Genomic DNA, 22,158 nt, shown 5'->3' with positions numbered 1-22,158 from the left:
TATTTTCCTTGAAAAGCAATTTTTCTTCTTTAACTTATAAAATAGCCGCAGGTTTAGCAGTTCTATTTTTTTGGGGTAATTCACAAATTCTTTTGGCGCAAGCTCCAAATGTCGCCCCAGTTGTAACCGCAACGGGAGATCAAGTATATTGTGCATCATCACAATTACCCATTACAACGGCATTTAATATTGTAGACCCAGATGACACCGGGATCGAAGCGATCTACATTCAGATCTCTTCTGGATATGTAAGCACTCTAGACCGTTTAACGCTTTCAGGAAATCACCCTAACATACAAACAAGCTGGAGCTCAGTTCAAGGAAAATTGACACTAACTAGCGCAACCGGAGGAGAGATCCTTTACAGTGATGTGATCGCGGCAGTGCAAGATGTGGTGTATACAAATAATAGCACTACGCCTTCCGGCGAAAGACAATTTTCTATAACTGTAGCTGATGCCAACTATTTACCCAGTACGGGACATTATTACAAATATGTACCCGCTAATAATTTGCGTTGGGATAATGCGAAAACACAAGCCGAAAATGAACCGTTCTACGGTTTGCAAGGATATCTAGCAACATTAACCTCACAAGAAGAAGCAGAATTTGCCGGTGAACAAGCCGGTGGCGCTGGATGGATAGGCGGAACTGATGAAGATCAAGAAGGCGTATGGAAATGGGCAACCGGCCCAGAAGCGGGAACCGTATTCTGGAATGGGGCAGCAAATGGCTCTTCTCCTAATTATGCAAACTGGAATAATGGAGAACCAAACAACCTGAATAATGAAGATTACGCACACATTTATGCAAATCAAAATGATCCTAACCTTAACGGAACTTGGAATGACCTGCGTATAGAAGGTGGTAGCGGTGCCGCAGATAATACGGCAGGATATATTGTAGAATTTGGTGGTATGCCGGGAGATCCTGTTTTACAAATTTCTGATGATACGAGAATCGTGATCGAGGAAGAACCTGAGTTTGATGGCGATGATCGTTGCGGTCCAGGGACTTTGACATTAACCGGTGAAGCTTCTTTTAACCAGACGATCAATTGGTACGCCTCTCCTACTTCAACAACTATTTTAGGTTCTGGAGATAGTTTTACAACACCTAGCATAAATAGCACGACTACCTTTTATGCTGAGATCCCAAGTTCGTCATGCCACACAGAGCGCTATCCCGTTGTTGCGAGAGTTGATCAGCTAGCCGCGATCAATCAAAATGTAACTCTAGAGAATTGTGATGAAGATGGAACTGCTGATGGAATTACTGGTTTTAATTTAACCGAGGCTGATTTTTTAATTGATCCTAACGATGATCCATCACTCACGCTTACTTATTATAATTCTTTGGCTGACGCCCAAAATGGATACAATAGAATTGACACTTCAGCGCTTTATAGGAACGATACAAATTCTACCGTTTACAGCCGAATAAGACAAGATAACGGTTGCGATCAATTTGCTACCGTTGATCTTGTGGCAAGTAATGCTTCGTTTCCGCCAAACTATGAATACGCAATAACTGTTTGTGACGAAATAGATTCACCTGACGGTATTTACACCTTTGATCTTACACCATCAATTGAAGATATGCGCAATCAATTTGCCAACCCTCAAGACATCGCAATTTCTCTGCATAGAACGTACGAAGATGCTTTGGCTGAAGTAAACGCCATTCAAAATACAACTGCATACACAAATGAGATTCCTGATGAAGAAGTTCTTTTCGCTAGAGCGGAAAAAATAGATGGAACAGGCTGTTACGGGATAGCGCCTGCATTAAGACTTACGGTAGACACACCTCCACAATTCTCTATTTCGCCGCAAGGCCCATATTGTATAGAGGATGGTTCGTTGAGAATAAGTGCGATCAATCCGCAAGATGTGTACACATACAGATGGGCAGATGCGCAAGACAATACATTAAGCACAGCGGCATTTTATGATGCAACTTCACCAGGAGATTACACGCTTGAGGTTTCGACAAATGAAGGCTGCACGGTTGATTCTACTTTTACTGTTGAGCTAGCGCAACCGCTATCGATCACATTAGATGATATTACCATTGAAAGTGATGGCGAAAACAACACTATCACGATCATTGAGGCCAATTTGGGCAATGGTGACTATGAGTATGCTTTGGAAGATGTTTTTGGCCCATATCAAGACGAAAATGTCTTTACAAACGTAGCGCCAGGCATTCGTCAATTGTACGTAAATGATAAAACAAGCTGTGCGCAAGCAGTAATAGCAATTCCTGTTCTAGGCTTCCCAAAATATCTTACACCTAATGGCGACGGAATTAATGACACTTGGGGTGTTCTTGGCTTAAGATCTGAGTACTTTAGAGAATTGAATATCCAGATCTTTGACCGCTATGGGATGCTTATAAAACAGCTTGGTCCAGGAGAGCCAGAATGGGATGGTACATTCGTCGGAAAACCACTTCCATCTTCAGAATATTGGTTCAAAGCAAATGTTAAAAACTACGATGGTGACCTTTTAACGTTAAAGGGGCATTTTAGTCTAATACGCCGATAATACGGTATTTCACAAGTGTAAAATCGACATTTGTCTCCGATAAAATACACATGTTTTACGTTAAAGTGCACGTTTGATATTATTTTTTGCAAGTAAAAATTTTTGTTGTATACATTTGAATCATAATACAAGCCCCAATGTATTTTCAAATTATGCGAAACGAACTTTTAACAGCTGTTTTTCTTCTTATCGGGATCACAGCATTTGCTCAAAACACTGCTCACCTAGATGGTGTAATTGACCTTTCGATCGAAGAAAGATCAATTGAAGGTGTTTATGAGATCTCTGAACTTCCTACTGGCGACAACACACTTTTCTTTGCACTTAACAAACAACTTGGTGTAGATGCTATTCACATGAACGATGTGAGAATCGCTAGCGCTAAAGTTCCACAAGACAATAAAGACTACTACGTTTATAAGCTAATTGTTGAGAATCCATTTGCAACTGGGGACAAGCTTAAAATCGCAGTTTCAGGAAAACTTAAAAAGTTCAAAGAAGGTAAGAAGAGAGAACTTCGCAGCTCTCAAATCTTTATTAACGAAGGTATCTTAAGAGCTTATGGGGATTCTAAGTGGTATCCTGTTATCGTTGATAACATAGACATCACTGAAGAAGTAGCTTTTACTTATGACTTCAAAACTTCTTGCAGCGATTGCTCAAACACACTTCTTAACGGTAGCATTACTAGCGAAACTCAAGGAGACTTCCACAGTGCTAAAGCTGGTAAAGATGTTGTTCTTATCGCGGGTAACTACGAGACTACAAAAGGTAAATATGCATCTTATGTAAATCTTCCTGCTGCAGACGTTAGCAAACTAGAGACTCTTATAGGTAGCATTTCTAACTTTTATAATGAGTTAACTGGTGAGCAAACTCCAGAAAATCTTGTTTATGCTTACTTACCTACAGATGTAAATCATGAGTTGGTAAGCGGTTCTACTCTAATTAGAACTTCTGAAAATACAAACTACCAAGATCTTGCTGCTTTTTTAAGTCATGAGATCGCTGGTCAATACCTTAATAACTTAGCTGGTAAGCAAACTGCTTCTCGCGAGTATTATGATAGATCTCTTGCTAAGTATTTAAGCTTAAAATATCTTAAGGCTTCTCAGCCAGAGCACTTCGCTCTAATCTCTAACACATACAACCAAGCTGTTGTAGATGCTGATGCTTCTCTTAAGAACAGAACGCTTAATCCTTACCAACTCCTTGCTCTTGAGCAAAACATTGGTTCTGATAAGATGGCTGAGTTCTTAAAAGTCTTCTATAACAATCTTGATGACACAGCTAACGCATACGACACGCTAATGGCTAGTATGGATCAAGTAGGTGTTGAGCAAGAGCGTATCGCAAACATTGAGAAGAACATCATCAATAACTTTGATAACGCAGAGGAGACTGTAGCAGGTTTCTAATTCATGCCGCTTCTCTTTTCTTACGGCACACTTCAATTTCAAAACATTCAATTAGCGCTTTATAAGCGTAATCCTGATTTCTTTTCAGATAGTATTTCTGGGTATTCTATTATTTCCATTAGCCTTGGCGGCGAAAAGTATCCAGCACTCATCCCTTCTAACAACTCATCAACCTTAATCAAAGGCAATGTCTACAACATCACTGAAGATGAATTAGCCATAACCGATGAATACGAGGGCGACGCTTACAAAAGAATATTACAAAAGTTAGCTTCAGGAAAAGAAGCCTGGCTTTACATTCTCGCATAATTTAATTGCTTACCTTTCTTACAACTGAAAAAGAAAGCCATGCAAGTATCTCAAGACGTCCCAAATAATTCTAATAACGCACCAATAGATCTTACCAGTTGGGCTGATATCACGATCTACATTATCTTACCTATTGTTGCAATTATCTTTTATTTTATTTGGCGTAAGCGAAAAAACAAAAGAGATCAATGATACAACTCTAGCGCTTCAAGGATTTTCTCTAAAGCTTCCTTCTTTTCCTTTGGCAACTTCTCTTGATCTATCAAAAATTCTAATTGTCTTTTCTCAATTCTTATTTGTCTCAAGCTATGCATCAGCTGAAACACTTTATGGAACCTAGAAATAATATCGTCTAATAGTTTATCTGTAGGATTTTCTGAGATCAAGATGAGACCGTAACCCGCTTCTGCCATCCCTAGAAGTGCTGAAATATCTGTATCATCTGGATCAATATCATCTAGTTTAGCATGTTGGGCTTCTAGATATTCTACAGGTTGGAGATCTGTAATAGGTTTAAAGATTTCTTCTTTAGATATCGCTTCTTCTAGATATAGCAAATAGCCTATAAAAATCACATTAGATAGCGCATCTAGATAAGCACCGTCATAGGGATCTTTTTTAAGATCGTATGCACGTTTATAGAAAGAAAGCGCCATCTCAAGGTCTGCAATTCTTTCCTCTTTTGTGGTAGCGTGAGCTGATGCAAACTTGTAAGCGTTACCTACAATCCCTAAACGCAAAGTCGTCTGACCTACGATAGCAAGACGCTCTATCATTTCGATCTCTTTTGCTCTATCATCTTTGTTTGCTGACAAATTAAGAGAACGTAACAAACAGAAATGTTCTAAAACCTTGACACTAAAATTTGCATCCTCTAAAGTCAATACACTTCTGAATGTCTCAAGAGCTTTGTCTGTAAGGTTTAATTCGTCGTAGATCAAAGCTTCCTTCTCTCTTATTTTTCCGTCTAACAAACCATTGCGTTGAGCGTTATCTAGAATAGAATTTAGTTTTGCTTGAGCAATAGCTTTATCATAGTCACTGTGTTTTATTTGATTGTATAAATTATCAATATCGATATATACTTGCGATGGCAACACATATTCAATCTTGTTTTCTTTTTTCTTCAGGCGATTATTTAATCTGTAATGGCTGTACCCATAACATTGATAAGCACCCCAAGTATTTGTGTACTTGTGCTCCTGGAAGCATTTTTTTCGCGCAAGCTGAACAGCGGTACCAAATTCATAACCTTCTATCATTTTAGTATAAAAAGTACTTGCGAAAGTTCCTGCTGCTGCATCGTCAACCGCCCAGCCAGTAACAATTATAGCCTTAACACCCATTTGAATAAGTTGAGTACCCACATTTGCCGCGAGTTTATAACGAGATCGCACATACGCATCATCTTTAGCGATCACTTTACCGCTGTAGCAACAGTTGATAAAAACAAACTCTGGCACATAACTCATTTGCTTGATCATCGCAGGGTTGATACAAATACCGTTGCCGATGGCAATACCCACTTTGTTTTTCTCAGGTTCATAAAGGCCGTGACCTGAGAAATGCAGAATTTTATATTGATCTGAGAACATTTGCATCATGATCTCAGCAGACTGTGAGCCGACAAGCGCAGTTGTGTCGTAGCCAAAAGAAGACAATTTATCTGCCGCCATAACAGCTTCTGCCTCTGCAGCGGGAAGTTGTGGTAAAGTATCATCTTCATATAAAGGATCTCCAATAATTAAAGCAGTATTCTTGATGCTTCCCATTTGAGAATCATCATAAAATGATGTCTTTAATTGACGTATCATTCCGCTGCTGACCACCGTAGGCGTTTGATCTACCATTGAGTCATAAAACATCTCCCAAGGAAATTGAGCAGCCTCTAGATCTAGCTTAAAAACTATGTTATTCTGGTTACGGATTATGTCTTTAAAGTTGTTAGGAATAAGCAGCTCAAAAAGGGTTTTTGACAATCTCTTATCCCATTTTGAGGAACGTGACATTGTATCTAGCAAAGATTCTAATTGCCCCATTTGGATATTTACCTGCTCCTCTTCTACCCTTGCCAGACCGGCCGAAGAATTATACCTAAACCCTGAAATATAACTAGAATCTGTATTAAGGTTTTTCGCGTGAAGCGTATCTACAAAAAAGTGATGCCACCACTCGTGACCTTCATCTATGTATGTTTGCCGTTTTTTAGCGCCTTCTTTTTTCTTGAGTCCTTTAACCAATTCAAAATTGAAGCGTTTATCGCTATTCTGCAATCTGCTTAAAGCCCAATATGCCTGACTTGCGAGCGATTCATAATAATTCACGAACTCTACTTGTGTGATCTCTCTAAGACCTTGACCTGTGGCTTTAATATATTCGTTAGCCCTGCTGATTCCCAGCATGATCCCTTTAACCGAGTCTTCAACTTTTAATCTACCATAGCCGGTACCAATTAGAATAAAAGAAATTCCGTCAGCGTATTTCTTCACCTTTGCAAGCGTATAATTATCACGTATGAACATCGCATATTTAAGCGTTGCCATCTCAACAGTTTTAGCAAGCAAGAAATGTGTTAACTCTTGCGCAGCTCCCAGTCCACAGATGATTGCACCTTTTGGGATCGTATTTAGGTTGAAGAACACTTCACTCTCGCCTATTTTACCCGGATAATAGCCCATTGCATGACGTTGAGAAAGTCTACCATCAAGATATCTATCTAGCGCACTCTCTGCACTGTAAACGCCATCGTTGTAAAAATGCCCTATCATCACCGGATTTTTGCTGATCTTAAGATCTGCATTAACCACATTAACCGTAACCGGAGTGTTTAATTTTTCATCGCTTTCTAGTCTTGGCTTTACGCCAAAAATCACATTTGCAACTTCATTGTGGTCATGCAAAGGCTCTGAAACTCCATGAATCTCGCTGATCACCTCTCCTGCTCTTGCAATAGGTCTATCAATTAAAAGTTTTGAGGTTTTACCATCTTTGATCAATTCTCTTAAACCTTCAAAGTTCTCCTCGTCATTCGCTAGATCGCCATGTGAAGTCCTGGTGTAGTACAAATTATCTTCTGGAAGTTCCTTAGGTATTCCTGTGGCCCAAGTCACGCTGCCATCGCCATGTGTTGTGGCGAGATAAACCAGCTTTTTCTTCTTTGATAAAAACCGCTTTTTCTCTCTATAATCATGAACGGTTTGATCTGCCATACCAGCAACGTAATACACATTCTCGAGATCTTCTTTTTTAAGTTGCTGCGTGAATTGTAAAAGCGCCTTTTGATATTTATGGAATTCGTCAAGCGTTTCTTTCTCTGGTATGACCATATGATCTCCAGAAAGTTCCTTGATCTCTTTCCAGAATGTTTTTGTCCAAAATTTTCGCTTATCATCATCTTCTAAAGGCAACAAATGAAAAACACCCATATATTTTGAAAACACCTCCATAAGCTCACGTTTATTGTGTTTAAAATCTATCATTGTGAGTTGTTTAACTCGGCTGCTATGCCCTGTGAGTACTTCCATAACAAGGTATGATCCTAGCCAAGGCGTGCCAAGCATCACCAACTTATTACTGCTGCGATTGATAAAATTTTTCCAAAGGTCGCTATGCTCGTACATCACCTGACGCACTACAAGACCGCCCATACTGTGCGCCACGATATGTATAGGTTGATCATATTTATCGATAAAATATTTAATCTTTTCAGCGAGTTGTGCAGCTGCTGGCACCACAGAATTACGCCAATCAAAAGGAAAAGTCACAACATCATGTGATTCTTGCATAAATCGCACGAACTTGTCGTAGAATTTCTTGATCACTCCAGATGCTTTCACTCCACTTTTGGAGACATCCAGATGATCTTTTACCGCACCACGACTAATTTCTTTAAGATCTATCCATTGATTTTTGCCTTTGTAATCAAGGCTTGATCCCATGATACCCGGCAACAAAATTAGAATGGGTTTTTCACCACTCACCTCATCATAATGCACACCTTCCATCGAGAAAAGATCAAGAACCACACCTCTACTGCCCGCACTTTCTTTATGCACATATGTAAACATTGATGCTGTCTCGCCTTGCTTTAAAGTAAAGGCTTGAAGCAGTGCATCGCAGGTATTTTGATTAACGAAATAATTAAAATGATTGGTCTTTGCATCTTGAGAAAGGTATTTGTAAAAACCGTGTGCTCGTGGCGCTCCGTGATCCATTCTGTGAGTGTCTACAACTAGATCATTTGCTTTCCAATAAAAAAGATTTGCTAGAATTACTTTAACAGAATCGATCAGTTTACCGCCCACTTCTGCATCGCCGCTTATCACATAAAGTTCATTTGTGATGGTCTCGCCAGAGTTATTAAGCATTTTTTGAAAAACAGAATCAGGAACCATACTGGCCAAACCAGGCATGGCTTGCGGATCTGCTCGTTTTGCAATAATCTCTAGCAAGAGTGTTTTGACCATATTTAAAGGAATAGTCGCAATTCCGCCGGTGGCTAGCCCCAAAGCATTAAGAACAACATTAAAGAAATGATCAATTCTTCTTCCTAAAATTGTCGTTCCGCTGGCTGGTGCCGCAACGCGAACAACCCGGCGAACGGATATTTTTAATTTTCGCGCAAGCGTATTTATGGCCAACATTAGATCGTAAGAATCTTTATCTTCTTTTGCCATAAGCCCTAGCTCAAAGTCACTAAAACCTATGGTATTGTTGTCTTTATCACATTTGCTAAGTACATCTGCAACAAGACCACCGCGAGAATGGCTCATAATATCTAGCGTGATCCCCGGCGAGCAAGCGTTAAGAAAATCTAGTGCGTTTTGAAACGGATTTTGAGAAAGTGTATAATGCTCAAGGCCAAAAATCTTACCATCGTATGTCTCATGCAACTGTTTCCAAGCAGGATTTTCACCTGTATTAAGATCGCCAAATGCTGCTACGGTGTTTGACATTGTACCGTGAATGAGCAGTAAAATTGGAGTTTCGGTGGTTTTTATTTTCTTGGATTCGATCAACTGAAAATCATCCAGAACCCGAAAAATTCCGGGGCGCGTCATGAATTTATGATCAAATTTTGTCACCAACGCTTTACTAACATCCTCTATCTTATCATCTATCGTATCAATTTTTGATGGGCTAAAAAGCGTAAGCGCTTTGACGATCACAGTACCAATGCCACCTCTACTCACATTTGCTCCGCTAATTTGCGAATCAAAAAAGATCACATCTTCGTCTGCAGATCTAGCGATATTCGCTGCGCCATAAATCTCATTGATATCCTCTGCGCTGCCTATCCACTGTGAATGATCATCAAAGGTGAGTTGCACAATATCATCTTCCTTAAGATCTAGTTCTATCTTTTTACTTTCGGATCTGGATTTCTCCAAAATGATACTCGTAACGGGAATGAATTGTGTGAACTCTCCTGAAATGGTTTCTAAACCTTGCGACTGCTCAGAACCATACACAATAGCTTTGCTCATGGCGGTTGAATTTAGTTGACTGAATGTTAGTTAATTAAATCTATACATTTTTAACAACACAACCTATTTTTAACCCAAAACAGGGGAAAAACCCCTAGTGGAAATTCGTATTTACCCTATGTATTCTGAGCCACGAAATCTATCTTTGAGAAAAAGCCAAATATGACAACTATAAGAGCCAAAGCGATAATCTTTGATATGGATGGTACCATGATTGACAACATGATGGTACATCATAGAGCTTGGCAAAAAAAATTAGCTTCTCTGGGTCTTGATCTAACTATTAAACAAGTGCAAGAAGAAGTGCATGGTATTAATGAGGAGATTATGGAGCGGCTCTTTGGCGATAGATTCACTAAAGAAGAGGCAGATCAAATCGCTTGGGAAAAAGAAAAAGAATATCGTGATCTTTATGAGAATGATATAAAACTTTTGGATGGCTTGCAATCTTTTCTTGACGCATGTAAGACCGCAGGAATACCTATGGGTATCGGGACGGCTGCGCCACCGGAGAATGTAGAATTTGGCGTAAGCCAACTTAACTTACAGCCTTATATCTCGACTGTTGTGCATTCTAAAATGGTATCAAAAGGTAAACCCAATCCTGAGGTTTTTGAGAAAGTTGCTAATGGTCTCAATGTAAAACTGGAAGATTGTATCGTTTTTGAAGATAGTCCTTCTGGGGTAAAAACAGCAAATAACGGTAATTGTCCTGTGGTGGTACTGACCACCACACATAAAGAATCAGAATTTAAAGAAATAGACGCCGTTAAGGGTTTTATGAAAGACTTTAAAGGATGCGCTATCAAAAAAGGTGATGACAATTGGTTTGAAATCGTGTTTTGATACGTATTTTTAAGCCCATAAATGAACTGATCCTGCTGAAAACTTCTAGGGATCCATTCATAAACACTTTACTTAATTTATAAAAATGAAAAAAATATTCCTACCTAGTTTGGTTCTTGCTTCGCTTGTGATGGTGAAATGCGGACCAAAAAAGAATGCTGATGATGAAGTAATGAAGGACATTAGCAAAGTAAATCCTATGAAGTATGCAGAAACTATTACTGCAAGCGACCTTAAGGATTTATTATATGTATACGCTTCAGATGAGTTTGAAGGACGCGAAACTGGTGAGCCAGGACAAAAGAAAGCTGTTGAGTTTTTAAAAAACTTTTATGTAGATAACAAAATCCAGCCAGCTATTGAAGGTAACTACTTCCAGACTGTGCCAGAGAGTTTCTTTAAAGCAGGAAGCGGTATAAAAGCTTCAGAAAATGTACTTGCCTTTATTAAAGGTTCTACAAAACCAGACGAAATTCTTGTAGTTTCTTCTCACCTTGATCACATAGGTGTTACAGATGATGGTGTTGTAAACAACGGTGCTGATGATGATGGTTCTGGATCTGTATCAGTTCTTGAGATCGCACAAGCATTTCAACAAGCTGTAAAAGATGGGTACAGACCACATCGCTCTATCCTTTTCTTACACGTTACAGGAGAAGAAAAAGGTCTTTATGGATCTCGTTACTACACAGAGAATCCTGTTTTTCCACTTAAAAACACGATCGCTGACCTTAACATAGATATGATAGGTCGTAAGGACTTTGATCACCCTAACGATGACAATTACATCTACCTTATAGGTTCTGAAATGTTAAGTACAGAACTACACGAGATTTCTGAGCAAATGAACGATAAGTATATCAACCTGACGCTAGATTACAAATACGATGCGCCAGACGATCCTAACCGTTTCTATTACCGTTCTGATCACTATAACTTTGCTAAGAACAACATACCTGTGATCTTCTATTTTAACGGTGTACACGCAGACTATCACAAACCTACAGACACTCCAGACAAGATCGAGTATCCATTAATGGCAAAGAGAGCAAGACTAGTTTTCCTTACCGCTTGGGAACTTGCAAACCGTCCTGACAGAATCACTGTAGACAAATAAGAATTTAGCTTAAAGCCAAAAACAGAAAATCACTAGCCTCGCATTTTGCGGGGCTTTTTTTATTAGCCTTTCGGCGAAAGCCATAAAAACAAAACCACTATAAACGAAAAAATCCCCACATTACTGTGAGGATTTTTACTTTCGGGTGGAAGATCGGTCTCGAACCGACGACCTCCTGAACCACAATCAGGCGCTCTAACCAACTGAGCTACAACCACCATTTTAAAACATGATTCGCTATCGAATTATGCGGGTGCAAATGTAATGCAATTCCGCAATTTGAACAATAGTTTATTTAAAAATTCTTTATATCAGATCAAAAATTGAATCTACCGCCGGGTAACGTTCTGCAGTAAAGCCTTCTGCATAATCAGTCCCTATGAGTCTTCCCAGGTCTTGAGCTCTATATTTTACACTTTCTTTAAAATTAGAACTGCTTATGGGCGTATCTCCTTCTTTGCTACTAGGATCATAAAATTGCGAACTATAAGCCATCACAGCATCCATTTTAGTCTCAATAAAACCGCTGATGTCTACCACAAAGTCGGGCGTGAGATTTTTCCACTGGATGTAATGGTAAACATTCTTAGGTCGCCAATGTTCCTGCTCTTCTCCGTTGTGAATTGTTTTGATCTGCTTTAATCCACTTAAAAAACAAGCGTCACTTGCTAGTTTGCTTCCACGACCATGATCTATATGACGATCATCTATAGCATTACAAAACACGATCTCAGGTTTGTACTTTCTTATGATCTCAATGATCTTAAGTTGAGATTCTTTGTTATTCTCAAAAAAACCATCAGCCAGACCTAGATTCTCTCTTGCACTAAGGCCCATAATTTTCGCGGCAGCGTCAGCTTCTTGAGCTCTAATTTCGGGTGTACCGCGAGTTCCTAGTTCGCCACGCGTAAGATCAAGAACACCTACTTTTTTACCGTTGCTTACCTCTTTAGCAATAACGCCAGCACAGCTTAGTTCTACATCATCTGGATGTGCGCCAATAGCGAGAATATCTAATTTCAAAATCTTTTAATTTTTTATGCCTTAACAGCCACTTTTTTTAGCGCCTGCTCAATATCTTCAAGAATATCTTCTTTGTCTTCAATACCCACAGAAAGTCGTATTAAACCATCTGCGATCCCTTGATTTTTGCGTTCTTCTGGTGATAACAATCCGTGTGAAGTTTTCATCGGGATGGTAAGTGTACTCTCTACTCCCGCTAAACTCATACTAGCTTTTATCATCTTTAACTCTGCCTGAAATCTATCTACATCAATACCTTCTGCAAGTTCAAAAGATAGCATCCCTCCAAAACCAGACATCTGTTTTTTTGCCAGTTCATAATCAGGATGACTCTTTAGTCCCGGATAATACACTGCCCTTACATGCTCGTTTTTCAGAAGTTTTTTAGCAACCTTCTTTGCGTTGCGATTTTGTTGTTTTACACGTAGAACAAGCGTTTTCATACTGCGCTCTAGCATCCACACCATAAAGTCACTAAGATTACCACCTAGGTTTTTTGCTTTATTCCAGATAACTTCCATGTGTTCTTCACTAGTGGCGATCGCACCAGCACAAATATCACTATGTCCGCCCATGTATTTTGTCGCACTGTGAATGATAATATCTATACCAAAATCCCCCGGACGCTGATTAATAGGCGTCGCAAAAGTGTTGTCTATCATGGTAAGAATACCTTTTTCTTTAGCCAGCGTTGACACCATCTCAAGATCTGTAACCGTCATTAACGGGTTACTAGGCGTCTCAACAAAGATCACTTTTGTGTTGGGCTGTATCGCTTTCGCGAAAGCGTCTCTCTCCAGACCTTCTGTAAACGTGTACTCTATACCGAATTTACCGAACTCTTCCTCAACAAAGTTAAAAGTCCCACCATATAGCGCCTTTTGTAAAACCACATGATCACCAGTCTGCAAAAAAGCTAACATCGCAGTACTCACAGCCGCCATACCACTAGTAAAGATCATCCCAGCTTCTTTGTTCTCAAGCATCGCGATCTTCTTACCTAGCATTTCTTGATTAGGCGTATTAAAATAACGTGGATATCGCTTCACCTCAACATTGTCATAAGCATAAGATGTTGACATATAAATAGGTGAAACAGCACCTTTGAATTGGCTATCCTTCACCTCGCCCACATGGGTACAAATAGTATTTAAACCAGGTTTTTTGATCTTCATTGTAATAGATTTTTCAGTCATGCCAAAATACAAAATCAACCGCAGTTAAAACACCTATAACCGCTGATAAAAATTGAGCAAATCATAGTAAATTTGCGCTATGAAAATACAATTTGACACCTACAAACCTCAGTATAAAACGGTTTTTAAAGACCTAAATCTAGAGTGGCTCAACACCTATTTTTATGTAGAACCACATGACGAAGAGGTGCTTAGTAAACCAGAAAAATACATCCTCGATCCCGGCGGCCATATTCTTGTGGCGCTCGTAGATGATCAACCTGCTGGTGTTGTCGCGCTTATGCCCATAGAAGAAAATATTTACGAACTCACAAAAATGGCAGTAGACAAGCAGTTTAGAGGATTAAAGATCGGGCAGCAATTAATGGAGCATTGTTTGGCTTTCGCCAAAAGCATAAAAACTGAAAAACTCATTCTCTATTCAAATCGAAAACTAGAGAATGCAATTCATATTTACCGCAAGTATGGCTTTGAAGAAATTGCTCTAGAAGAAGGTTTACCTTATGAGCGTGCAGATATTAAAATGGAAAAGATCTTGTAAAACGCTACAATCATTTATCCTCTCTTTAACAGAGTTCTACAGGTTTTTCCCGAAATTACCACTCCACAAATCAACACTAAAATGAAAAGATCACTTCTACTATTTATGACTATCGCCACGCTATGGTCATGCAAAAATGAAAAGAAAGAAAACATAGAAGAGAACGCTGAAAAAGCAGAAGCTCAAATAATGGAAGAAACTCCAGAACCCGCTGCAGAAGCCGATTTTGAGATCACTCCTATATCGCATGCAACAGCCGTTTTTACTTGGGATGACAAAGTATTTTATATCGATCCTGTAGGCGGTGTAGAAGCTTTTGCAGGTCAACCAGAACCTGATGTAATCCTTGTAACAGACATTCATGGAGATCACCTTAACAGCGAAACACTGAATGGCGTGATTACAGACAGTACTTCCGTTTTAGCTCCACAAGCCGTGATAGACGCTATGGAAGGCAAAGTAAAAGGCATGACAAAGCTTATCGCAAACGGTGATACAGTAAACTGGGAAGGTTTTATGATAGAAGCCATCCCGATGTACAACCTGCGTGAAGAAGCAAAACAATTTCACACTAAAGGTCGTGGTAACGGTTATGTGATCACAAAAAATGCTTACAAAGTGTATTTCTCTGGCGACACAGAAGACATTCCTGAAATGCGCAACCTAGAAGGTATCAACAAAGCATTTGTTTGTATGAATTTACCGTACACAATGACGGTTGATAAAGCGGCAGAAGCTGTACTAGATTTCGCTCCAGATCAAGTGTATCCTTATCACTTTAGAGGGCAAGGCGGCATGAGCGACACAGACAAATTTAAAACATTAGTAAACGAGGGTAATCCTGATATAGAAGTTGTGATGCTAGATTGGTATCCTAACGCTGATAGATAAACCATCGTCGATAAATTTGAGAAGCCCCTGATTTGGGGCTTTTTATTTTCATTAAAATCACTATTTTGAGGTCTTCAATCTCAACTTAATGAAAAAACACATTGCCGTAGCTCTTTTTGCATTGACGATCTTTTCGTGCAAAACAGATAAAAAACAGGAAACTCCAGCCGAAAAAGAATCTATGAAACAACAGACTTTTTATCTGGGTACGTATACAGATGGCGATAGCGAGGGCATTTATAAATATGCTCTTCTAGAAGACGGTACGTTGAGTAAGATTGGCCTTTTGGCGAAAGTCGAAAACCCATCATTTCTTGCTTTAAGCAAAGACGGCAAAACGTTGTTGGCAGTAAATGAAAATGAAAATGGCTCTATTGAATCTTTTGCAATAGAAAATGATTCGCTTACTAAAGAGAGTCACAGCGAAACCGGTGGCGCGCATCCTTGCTTTGTAAATGTTAATGCAGATGGCGATGTACTTGCAGCAAATTATACCGGCGGAAATATTGGTTTACTCAAACTGGATGGCAACAAATTATCTGATCTTAAATTCGTAGAACAACACGAAGGTTCTGGCACTGATGAGAGACAATCTGCACCGCACGCGCATTCTACTTGGTTTTTACCGGGAAGTGAGAAGGATTTTGTTTCGGTAGATCTTGGTACAAACGAATTGTGGTTTTCTACTATAAAAAATGACTCGATCAAGCTTAAAAATAAATTAATGCTACCAGAAGGCGTTGGTCCTCGTCACCTTGTTTTTCATCCTACGGAAGACTGGATCTATGTGGTTAATGAGCTTATCTCGTCTGTGACTTTGATCAAGAAAGATGGCGATAATTACACAATTGCATCTACCGTTTCAACGCTTCCAGAAGATTTTGAAGGCGAGAGTTTTTGCGCAGATATTCATATTTCTAAAGATGGAAAATTTGTGTACGCCTCTAACCGTGGTCATGAAACTATCGCTGTTTTTAAAGTGCAAGAAAACGGTGATCTAGAAGCGCTAGAATATGAATCTGTGCGTGGTGAACATCCTCGTAATTTCGCACTTTCTCCAGACGAAGATTTCTTGCTTGTGGCTAACAAAAACGCAAACAACATCGTCTCTTACAAGCGCGACGCAAACACAGGAATGCTAGATTTTGTAAGCGAGATCGCAGCTCCTTCGCCTGTTTGCATACTGTTTGACTAGGTCGTTCATCGGTTTTAAGAATATGTTGAGAATAAAGTAATTATTAAAGAGGTATTTTGGCTTAAAGCCAAATAAAAAATGCCCCGATATAAATACTTACCCTCATTTTTTGTGTTGTTTTTTGTGCTCTCTTGTGCAACAACAAATACGCGTTACAGACTACCAGAAGAGAAAGATCAGACATATTCCTTAACTCAAGATCATGAAAATTACACCAGTTATTTTATGCTGGGTAATGCGGGTTCTGGCGATGATGAGCCTAATGCCGAACTTCTACAAGCGATAAATGATTACACCGCTACAAATGCAGCTGAAGATGATTACCTATTCTTTTTAGGAGATAATCTTAAACGTGATAAAGTCTCATCAGACAAACTGGGCGATTATCTCAAACCTCAGCTAGCACTTGCAAAACAATTCCCCGGAAAGTTTATCATGTTGCCTGGAGATCATGAATGGCATGAACGCTCGCCAGATAATATTGAAGATCTGGAAGATCAGATCGAAGAAATTACAGGCAAAGACAATCAATTTTTACCAGAAAATGCGTGTCCACTAGAAGAAGTTGAAGTGGATGATGAGACGATAATCCTTGCAATAGATTCACAATGGTATCTTGAGGATTGGAACAAAAAGAAAAAACTGAACGATAAATGCCAGATCAAAACCAGAGAGCAGTTTTTGTTCAGGCTTAAAGATGCGGTGCGCAAGGCTCGTCACAAGAATATTTTACTTCTAATGCATCACCCGTTATACTCAAACGGAATTTACGGCGGCGAGATCGCTGGCGATGCGATCTACAAACCTTCGGCGCAGAATCTTTATCTGCCTGGCCCCGGATTTTTATATTCTTTCATTAGATCACAAGGCGGTATTTCTAAACAAGATCAGTTCAACCCACGGATGAATGCCCTGATGCAAGAAATTAAAAGCATCACAGATCAAGCGCCGCGTGTATTTGTACTTTCGGCACATGAGCAATCTTTGCAGTATATAGAGCATGATGGCTTGCGCCAAATTATCTCTGGTACAGCCGGTGATACTGAAGCTGCAAGATTAGGTAAGGATGGTTTTTTCCTTTCGGGGAAACCAGGTTTTGTAGAACTACGTCTCTTTGATGATGAATCTTCTGAAGTGATCTATCACCTTCTAGAAAACGGAAAACTAAAAACCGCATACAAACATCAAAGCTTTAAAAAACCTGAAGCGTACAATATAGATAGTCTGCCGGTTGCTTTTAAAGCTAAATACAAATCGTCTGTTTATCCACCAGAAGACGTGAAAGTGAAAAAATCTTACGAGAAACTCTGGGGGAAACATTATCGTTATTTATACGGTCTTGAAGTAGAAGCTCCGGCGGTAATTCTAGATACGCTTTATGGCGGACTCAAAGTGGAACGTGCCGGTGGCGGTCATCAAACGCAATCTTTAAGATTAGTTGATAAAAATGACAAAGAGTATAATATGCGTGCCATCGCAAAAGATCCTTATGCGCTGCTGCATTCTGCCGGTTATGACGATCTAGATGCTAAGAAATACTTTAGCGCAACGCTACCAGAAGAACTTATTGAAGATTTTTATACCGCTGCAAATCCGTATGGTGCTTTTGCAATACCAAGATTAGCCGGTGCCACAGGTCTTAATCACACGCACCCTAAATTATTCTCTATCCCGAAGCAAAAGGCATTAGGAGATTTTAATGAGCTGCACGGCGACAGATTATACATGATCGTTGAGAAACCAGACTCAGACTTCAATGATACTCATATGTTCGGGTTTAATGAAGATGTAGAAAGTACAGCAGATCTCTTTGAAAAAATAAGAGAAGATGAAGAGAATTACGTTGACGAACCTAGTTACATACGAGCGAGGATATTTGATATGCTTGTGGGCGATTGGGATCGTCATGAAGATCAATGGCGATGGGCCGAGCTAGAGAATGAAGATGAAGAAGGAGACAACACCATTTTTGTTGCCATTCCACGGGATCGCGATCAGGTTTTTGCAAACTTTGACGGTAAATTTCTTGAGACCGCTCAGAAGATGATAGGCAGCACAAGACAGTTTGGTAAATACGGCCCGGATATAGAATATATTGAAGGTTTCAGTAAAAGTGCCATTAACCTGGATCGCGCACTATTACAGAAGTCGACTAAAGAAGAATGGCTTGCACAGGTAGACTCTATTCAAAAGAATATAACTCCAGAGGTTGTGCGTAAGGCTTTCGCCGAAATGCCTAAAGAAACACAGGATGAAGTATGGAGCAAGATCCAAGAAGATTTGCTTTCGCGAAAGCAAAACCTAAAAGATATCGTAAAAAGATATTATGACCATTTTATAAAGTTTCAAACGCTTACAGGAACTGATAAAGATGACGCTTTCACCATTGAAAGATTACCTGGCGGTGACACGAGAATCACAGCAAAACGCATCAAAGATGATGATGAAGATAAGGTGATATTTGATCGTACTTTTCACGGAAGTGAAACCGAGGAAATATGGATCTATGGTCTGGATGATGACGATACATTTACCGCAACTGGCGATGGTGACGCAAAGATCAAGATCATAATTTCTGGTGGTTTAGGCGATGACAAATATGATATTAAGAACGGTGATGGCTTGACCATTTATGATCAGAAGTCTGGTGAGAATGAGATCGTAGAGCGCGGCGGCGCTAGGTTTAGAATGAACGATGTGTATGAAAATCACATTTATGACACAGAGCGCGAACCAGATGTGACTAAAGAATTTGAGATCGATCTATCCTATAATCCTGATCTGGGATTTATTCCACGATTGCTTGTTGGGAAGAAAAAAATGGGATATGAGCGCAATCCGTTTACAAGTTTATATACGGTTGAGGCAAAATATCACTCGCTTACTCGCGCCGTTGATCTTAATGCAGAATTGCATTTTGCGCACGTGATCCCAAACTGGAATCTCAAATTTTCTGGACGCTTGACCAGCAATAATTACACTGAGAATTTCTTTGGTTTTGGTAACGAAACGCAAGAACTCAACGATTTTAATGCAAACAGAATTTTAATGCAACGCTACAATGCGGGCGCCAGCATTTATCATCATGGTGATTATGGCAGCAGTTTTGAAGCCGGAGTTTTGTATCAAGGCGTTGAAGCAGAGAATTCGCCAGCGCTTGATTTTCCTGCAGAGAACACAGTGGCTCGTTATGGTGTGGCGCATGCAAAATACTGGTATCATAGCGTAGACGACGAGCTTTACCCTACCCGCGGGATGCATTTTAGCGCAAGAGGTTTTTATGCAGATAATTTGGCTTTAAGCCAAAATACCTTAGGCGCAGACCAGCGGCTTACCTTCTGGAATGCGATAGATAATCATAGGGATCTTGTGATCAAAACATCTGCGGAAGCGCAATTGCGTTTTGGAGACGATATTCCATTTTTTCAAGCGGCAAGATTGGGCAGTGACAACGGCCTTAGAGGATACAGAATGTATCGCTTTACTGGGCAGAATTCTCTTGTGGGAAATGTAGACCTCAGCTATAAATTTAAGCCATTAAAAACCCGAATATTCCCATTGAGAATTTCGGGTTATGTGGGTTATGATGTGGGACGCGTATGGCTTAAAAACGATACCTCATCTATGTGGCACAATAGCTATGGTGGTGGTGTGAACTTTGGTATGAGCGGCATCTTCAACTCTGGCGTTAATTACTTTACCAGCGATGAAGGCGGCCGACTCACATTTAGGTTTCAAGTAGGTTTTTAACCTTTTACTTTTTTACCACCTAAGTACACTTTATCAACTTCTAGCGAAGGCACTTGATCAAGATTTATCGTCATGATATCTTTATCCATCATAATGAAGTCGGCAAACTTGCCGGCTTCTATGCTACCTTTTTCATTTTCTTCAAAGTTTGAATAGGCAGCCCAGATAGTCATACCCCTCAAGGCTTCTTCCCTACTCAAAGCACCACTTTTTTGAAATCCTTCTTCTGGAGTTCCTTCTAGATCTTTTCGCGCTACAGCGGCATAAAATGTAAAAAATGGATTGATCGCCTCAACAGGAAAATCTGTTCCTAATGCGATAACACCGGCTTGATCTAGCAGTTTCTTGTAATCATAAGCGCCGTGCATACGCTCTTCTCCTAATCTTTCTTCGGCCCAATACATATCGCTTGTGGCATGCGTAGGCTGTACAGATGGCAAAATATTATCATTAAAAAACTTAAAATCTTCTGGAGAGATCACTTGCGCATGCTCTACCTTCCAGCGACGATCTGATTTACCGCTCAGCGCTTCTTTATACGTGGAAAGCACAACATGATTTGCACTATCGCCAATGGCGTGCGTATTCATCTGAAAATCTGTTGCGGCTAATTTCTTCGCTAAAGACTTAATGCTATCTACAGGCGTAACCATCGCACCAAAGTGATTCTCACGATCAGAATATGGTTTTCTAAGAGCTGCTCCTCTACTTCCTAAAGCGCCGTCGCCATACACTTTAACTGATCGAACGTCGAGTTTTCCAGTTTTGTAAACTCCGTTTTTAATGTAATGATCTACGTCTGCAGCTGTGTTACTGATCATCGCATAAATACGCATGTCTAGCGCATCAGCTTTTTGTAAACTATCAATCAGCTCAATGGTTTCTCGGCTTATTCCCGCATCATTTACTGTGGTTAAACCAAATTCAAAACAAGCGTGCTGCGCATCCATAAGCGCTTTTACTTGTTGTTTTTTATCCATTTCTGGAAGAATGTCTAGCACAGGTTGCATTGCATTATCAATTAGAACGCCGGTGATCTTGCCGTCTTTTTTTACAACCTCGCCGCCTTCTATTGACGTGCTGTTGTTCACTTTTGCAAGATCTAGCGCATATTGATTTGCCAAGATCGCATGACCGTCAATTCGCTGAAGTACAACAGGAACATTTTTAAACAGTTCGTCAAGTCTGTCTTTTGTAGGGAATTCTTTTGTTTCCCAATCGTTCTGATCCCAACCGCGACCGTAAATAAAATTACTAGGATTGCGCGCCTGAAACTGCATCACACGCTCCTGAACTTCTTCATAACTGCGTGTTCCTTGCAAATTCACGCTTTGCATCGTGATACCCATTCTATAAAAATGACAATGCGCATCGATCAATCCTGGTAAAATAGTTTTACCGCTGGCGTCGATCACGCTATCTGCATCATATTTATCGCGGATCTCTTTATTAGTTCCTACGGCAACGAATTTCCCGTCTTTTATGGCAAAAGCAGTCGCATTAGAGAATGTGCTGTCTACCGTGTAGATCTTACCGTTTACAAGCATTAGATCTACTAATTCTTGTTTTACTGGTTCTTTTTTGCAAGCATACAATGAGAGTACGGCCGCAAGAGATAACACTATTTTTTTCATGGTTAGTTTTATTTTTTTGCAAAAATAGGCGCAGACAGACGAGAAATCATCCTTTTTAAGCTGCTTTTATGAATTGTTATCGTGTGTGAGTCGCTTTCGCGAAAGCGATAAAAACCAGATTACCAGCGTTATTAATTTCTTGATAAACTTTACCTAAACTTAATATAATGGTAGTTGTGTATTTCTGAATCTCTTTTAGATTT

At 39.8% G+C, this 22,158-nt stretch carries 13 protein-coding genes and 1 tRNA gene; 9 read left to right on the top strand and 5 right to left on the bottom strand.

Annotation, left to right across the window (positions count from 1 at the left end; all coding sequences use genetic code 11):
• Positions 1-8: 8 nt before the first annotated feature.
• From ACZ5L8_RS03170 to ACZ5L8_RS03160, 3 genes are all read left to right on the top strand, one after another.
• The gene (locus ACZ5L8_RS03170) at positions 9-2,549 is read left to right on the top strand and encodes a T9SS type B sorting domain-containing protein (RefSeq protein WP_464439703.1); all 2,541 of its coding nucleotides are present in this window, start codon (positions 9-11) and stop codon (positions 2,547-2,549) included.
• 152 nt (positions 2,550-2,701) lie between these two features.
• On the top strand, positions 2,702-3,967 hold the full coding sequence (locus ACZ5L8_RS03165; RefSeq protein ID WP_464439702.1) for a hypothetical protein: 1,266 nt from the start codon (positions 2,702-2,704) through the stop codon (positions 3,965-3,967).
• Positions 3,968-3,970: 3 nt separating this feature from the next.
• A complete protein-coding gene (locus ACZ5L8_RS03160; protein ID WP_464439701.1) occupies positions 3,971-4,276 on the top strand; it encodes a gamma-glutamylcyclotransferase family protein in 306 nt (101 codons plus the stop codon).
• A 185-nt stretch (positions 4,277-4,461) separates the two neighbouring features.
• Here ACZ5L8_RS03160 and ACZ5L8_RS03155 read toward each other — a convergent pair whose 3' ends face one another.
• Positions 4,462-9,762, bottom strand: coding sequence for a CHAT domain-containing protein (locus ACZ5L8_RS03155; RefSeq protein WP_464439699.1), 5,301 nt, complete (start codon positions 9,760-9,762; stop codon positions 4,462-4,464).
• Between the two features lie 162 nt (positions 9,763-9,924).
• Here ACZ5L8_RS03155 and ACZ5L8_RS03150 point away from each other — a divergent pair, with 162 nt between their 5' ends.
• Positions 9,925-10,608, top strand: coding sequence for an HAD family hydrolase (locus ACZ5L8_RS03150; RefSeq protein WP_464439697.1), 684 nt, complete (start codon positions 9,925-9,927; stop codon positions 10,606-10,608).
• A gap of 85 nt (positions 10,609-10,693) precedes the next feature.
• A complete protein-coding gene (locus ACZ5L8_RS03145) occupies positions 10,694-11,725 on the top strand; it encodes a M28 family metallopeptidase (RefSeq protein ID WP_464439696.1) in 1,032 nt (343 codons plus the stop codon).
• 143 nt (positions 11,726-11,868) lie between these two features.
• On the opposite strand, the gene ACZ5L8_RS03140 is transcribed toward ACZ5L8_RS03145, so the two are convergent.
• The 3 genes from ACZ5L8_RS03140 to ACZ5L8_RS03130 all read right to left on the bottom strand — a co-directional run bounded on the left by ACZ5L8_RS03140 (position 11,869) and on the right by ACZ5L8_RS03130 (position 13,923).
• A tRNA-His gene (locus tag ACZ5L8_RS03140) sits at positions 11,869-11,944 on the bottom strand.
• An 87-nt stretch (positions 11,945-12,031) separates the two neighbouring features.
• Entirely contained in the window at positions 12,032-12,748 is a 717-nt protein-coding gene (gene bshB1, locus ACZ5L8_RS03135) for a bacillithiol biosynthesis deacetylase BshB1 (protein ID WP_464439694.1), read from the bottom strand.
• 14 nt (positions 12,749-12,762) lie between these two features.
• The gene (locus ACZ5L8_RS03130) at positions 12,763-13,923 is read right to left on the bottom strand and encodes a trans-sulfuration enzyme family protein (protein ID WP_464439692.1); all 1,161 of its coding nucleotides are present in this window, start codon (positions 13,921-13,923) and stop codon (positions 12,763-12,765) included.
• Between the two features lie 100 nt (positions 13,924-14,023).
• Here ACZ5L8_RS03130 and ACZ5L8_RS03125 point away from each other — a divergent pair, with 100 nt between their 5' ends.
• From ACZ5L8_RS03125 to ACZ5L8_RS03110, 4 genes are all read left to right on the top strand, one after another.
• Positions 14,024-14,485: a GNAT family N-acetyltransferase gene (locus tag ACZ5L8_RS03125; RefSeq protein WP_464439690.1), complete on the top strand. Its 462-nt coding sequence runs from the start codon at positions 14,024-14,026 to the stop codon at positions 14,483-14,485.
• Positions 14,486-14,566: 81 nt separating this feature from the next.
• Positions 14,567-15,376, top strand: a complete 810-nt coding sequence (locus ACZ5L8_RS03120; RefSeq protein ID WP_464439688.1) for an MBL fold metallo-hydrolase — start codon at positions 14,567-14,569, stop codon at positions 15,374-15,376.
• Positions 15,377-15,464: 88 nt separating this feature from the next.
• Positions 15,465-16,571, top strand: a complete 1,107-nt coding sequence (locus tag ACZ5L8_RS03115; protein ID WP_464439687.1) for a lactonase family protein — start codon at positions 15,465-15,467, stop codon at positions 16,569-16,571.
• Positions 16,572-16,649: 78 nt separating this feature from the next.
• A complete protein-coding gene (locus ACZ5L8_RS03110) occupies positions 16,650-20,321 on the top strand; it encodes a hypothetical protein (protein ID WP_464439685.1) in 3,672 nt (1,223 codons plus the stop codon).
• Here the strand turns inward: ACZ5L8_RS03110 and ACZ5L8_RS03105 are convergent.
• Positions 20,318-21,955 carry an amidohydrolase gene (locus tag ACZ5L8_RS03105; RefSeq protein ID WP_464439683.1) on the bottom strand — a complete coding sequence of 546 codons (1,638 nt, stop codon included), beginning with the start codon at positions 21,953-21,955 and terminating at the stop codon, positions 20,318-20,320. The two genes, ACZ5L8_RS03110 and ACZ5L8_RS03105, sit on opposite strands and share 4 nt — an antisense overlap.
• Between the last annotated feature and the right edge of the window lie 203 nt (positions 21,956-22,158).

The organism is Leeuwenhoekiella obamensis, from assembly GCF_055391795.1.
This window is presented reverse-complemented; position numbering and strand designations above follow the sequence as displayed.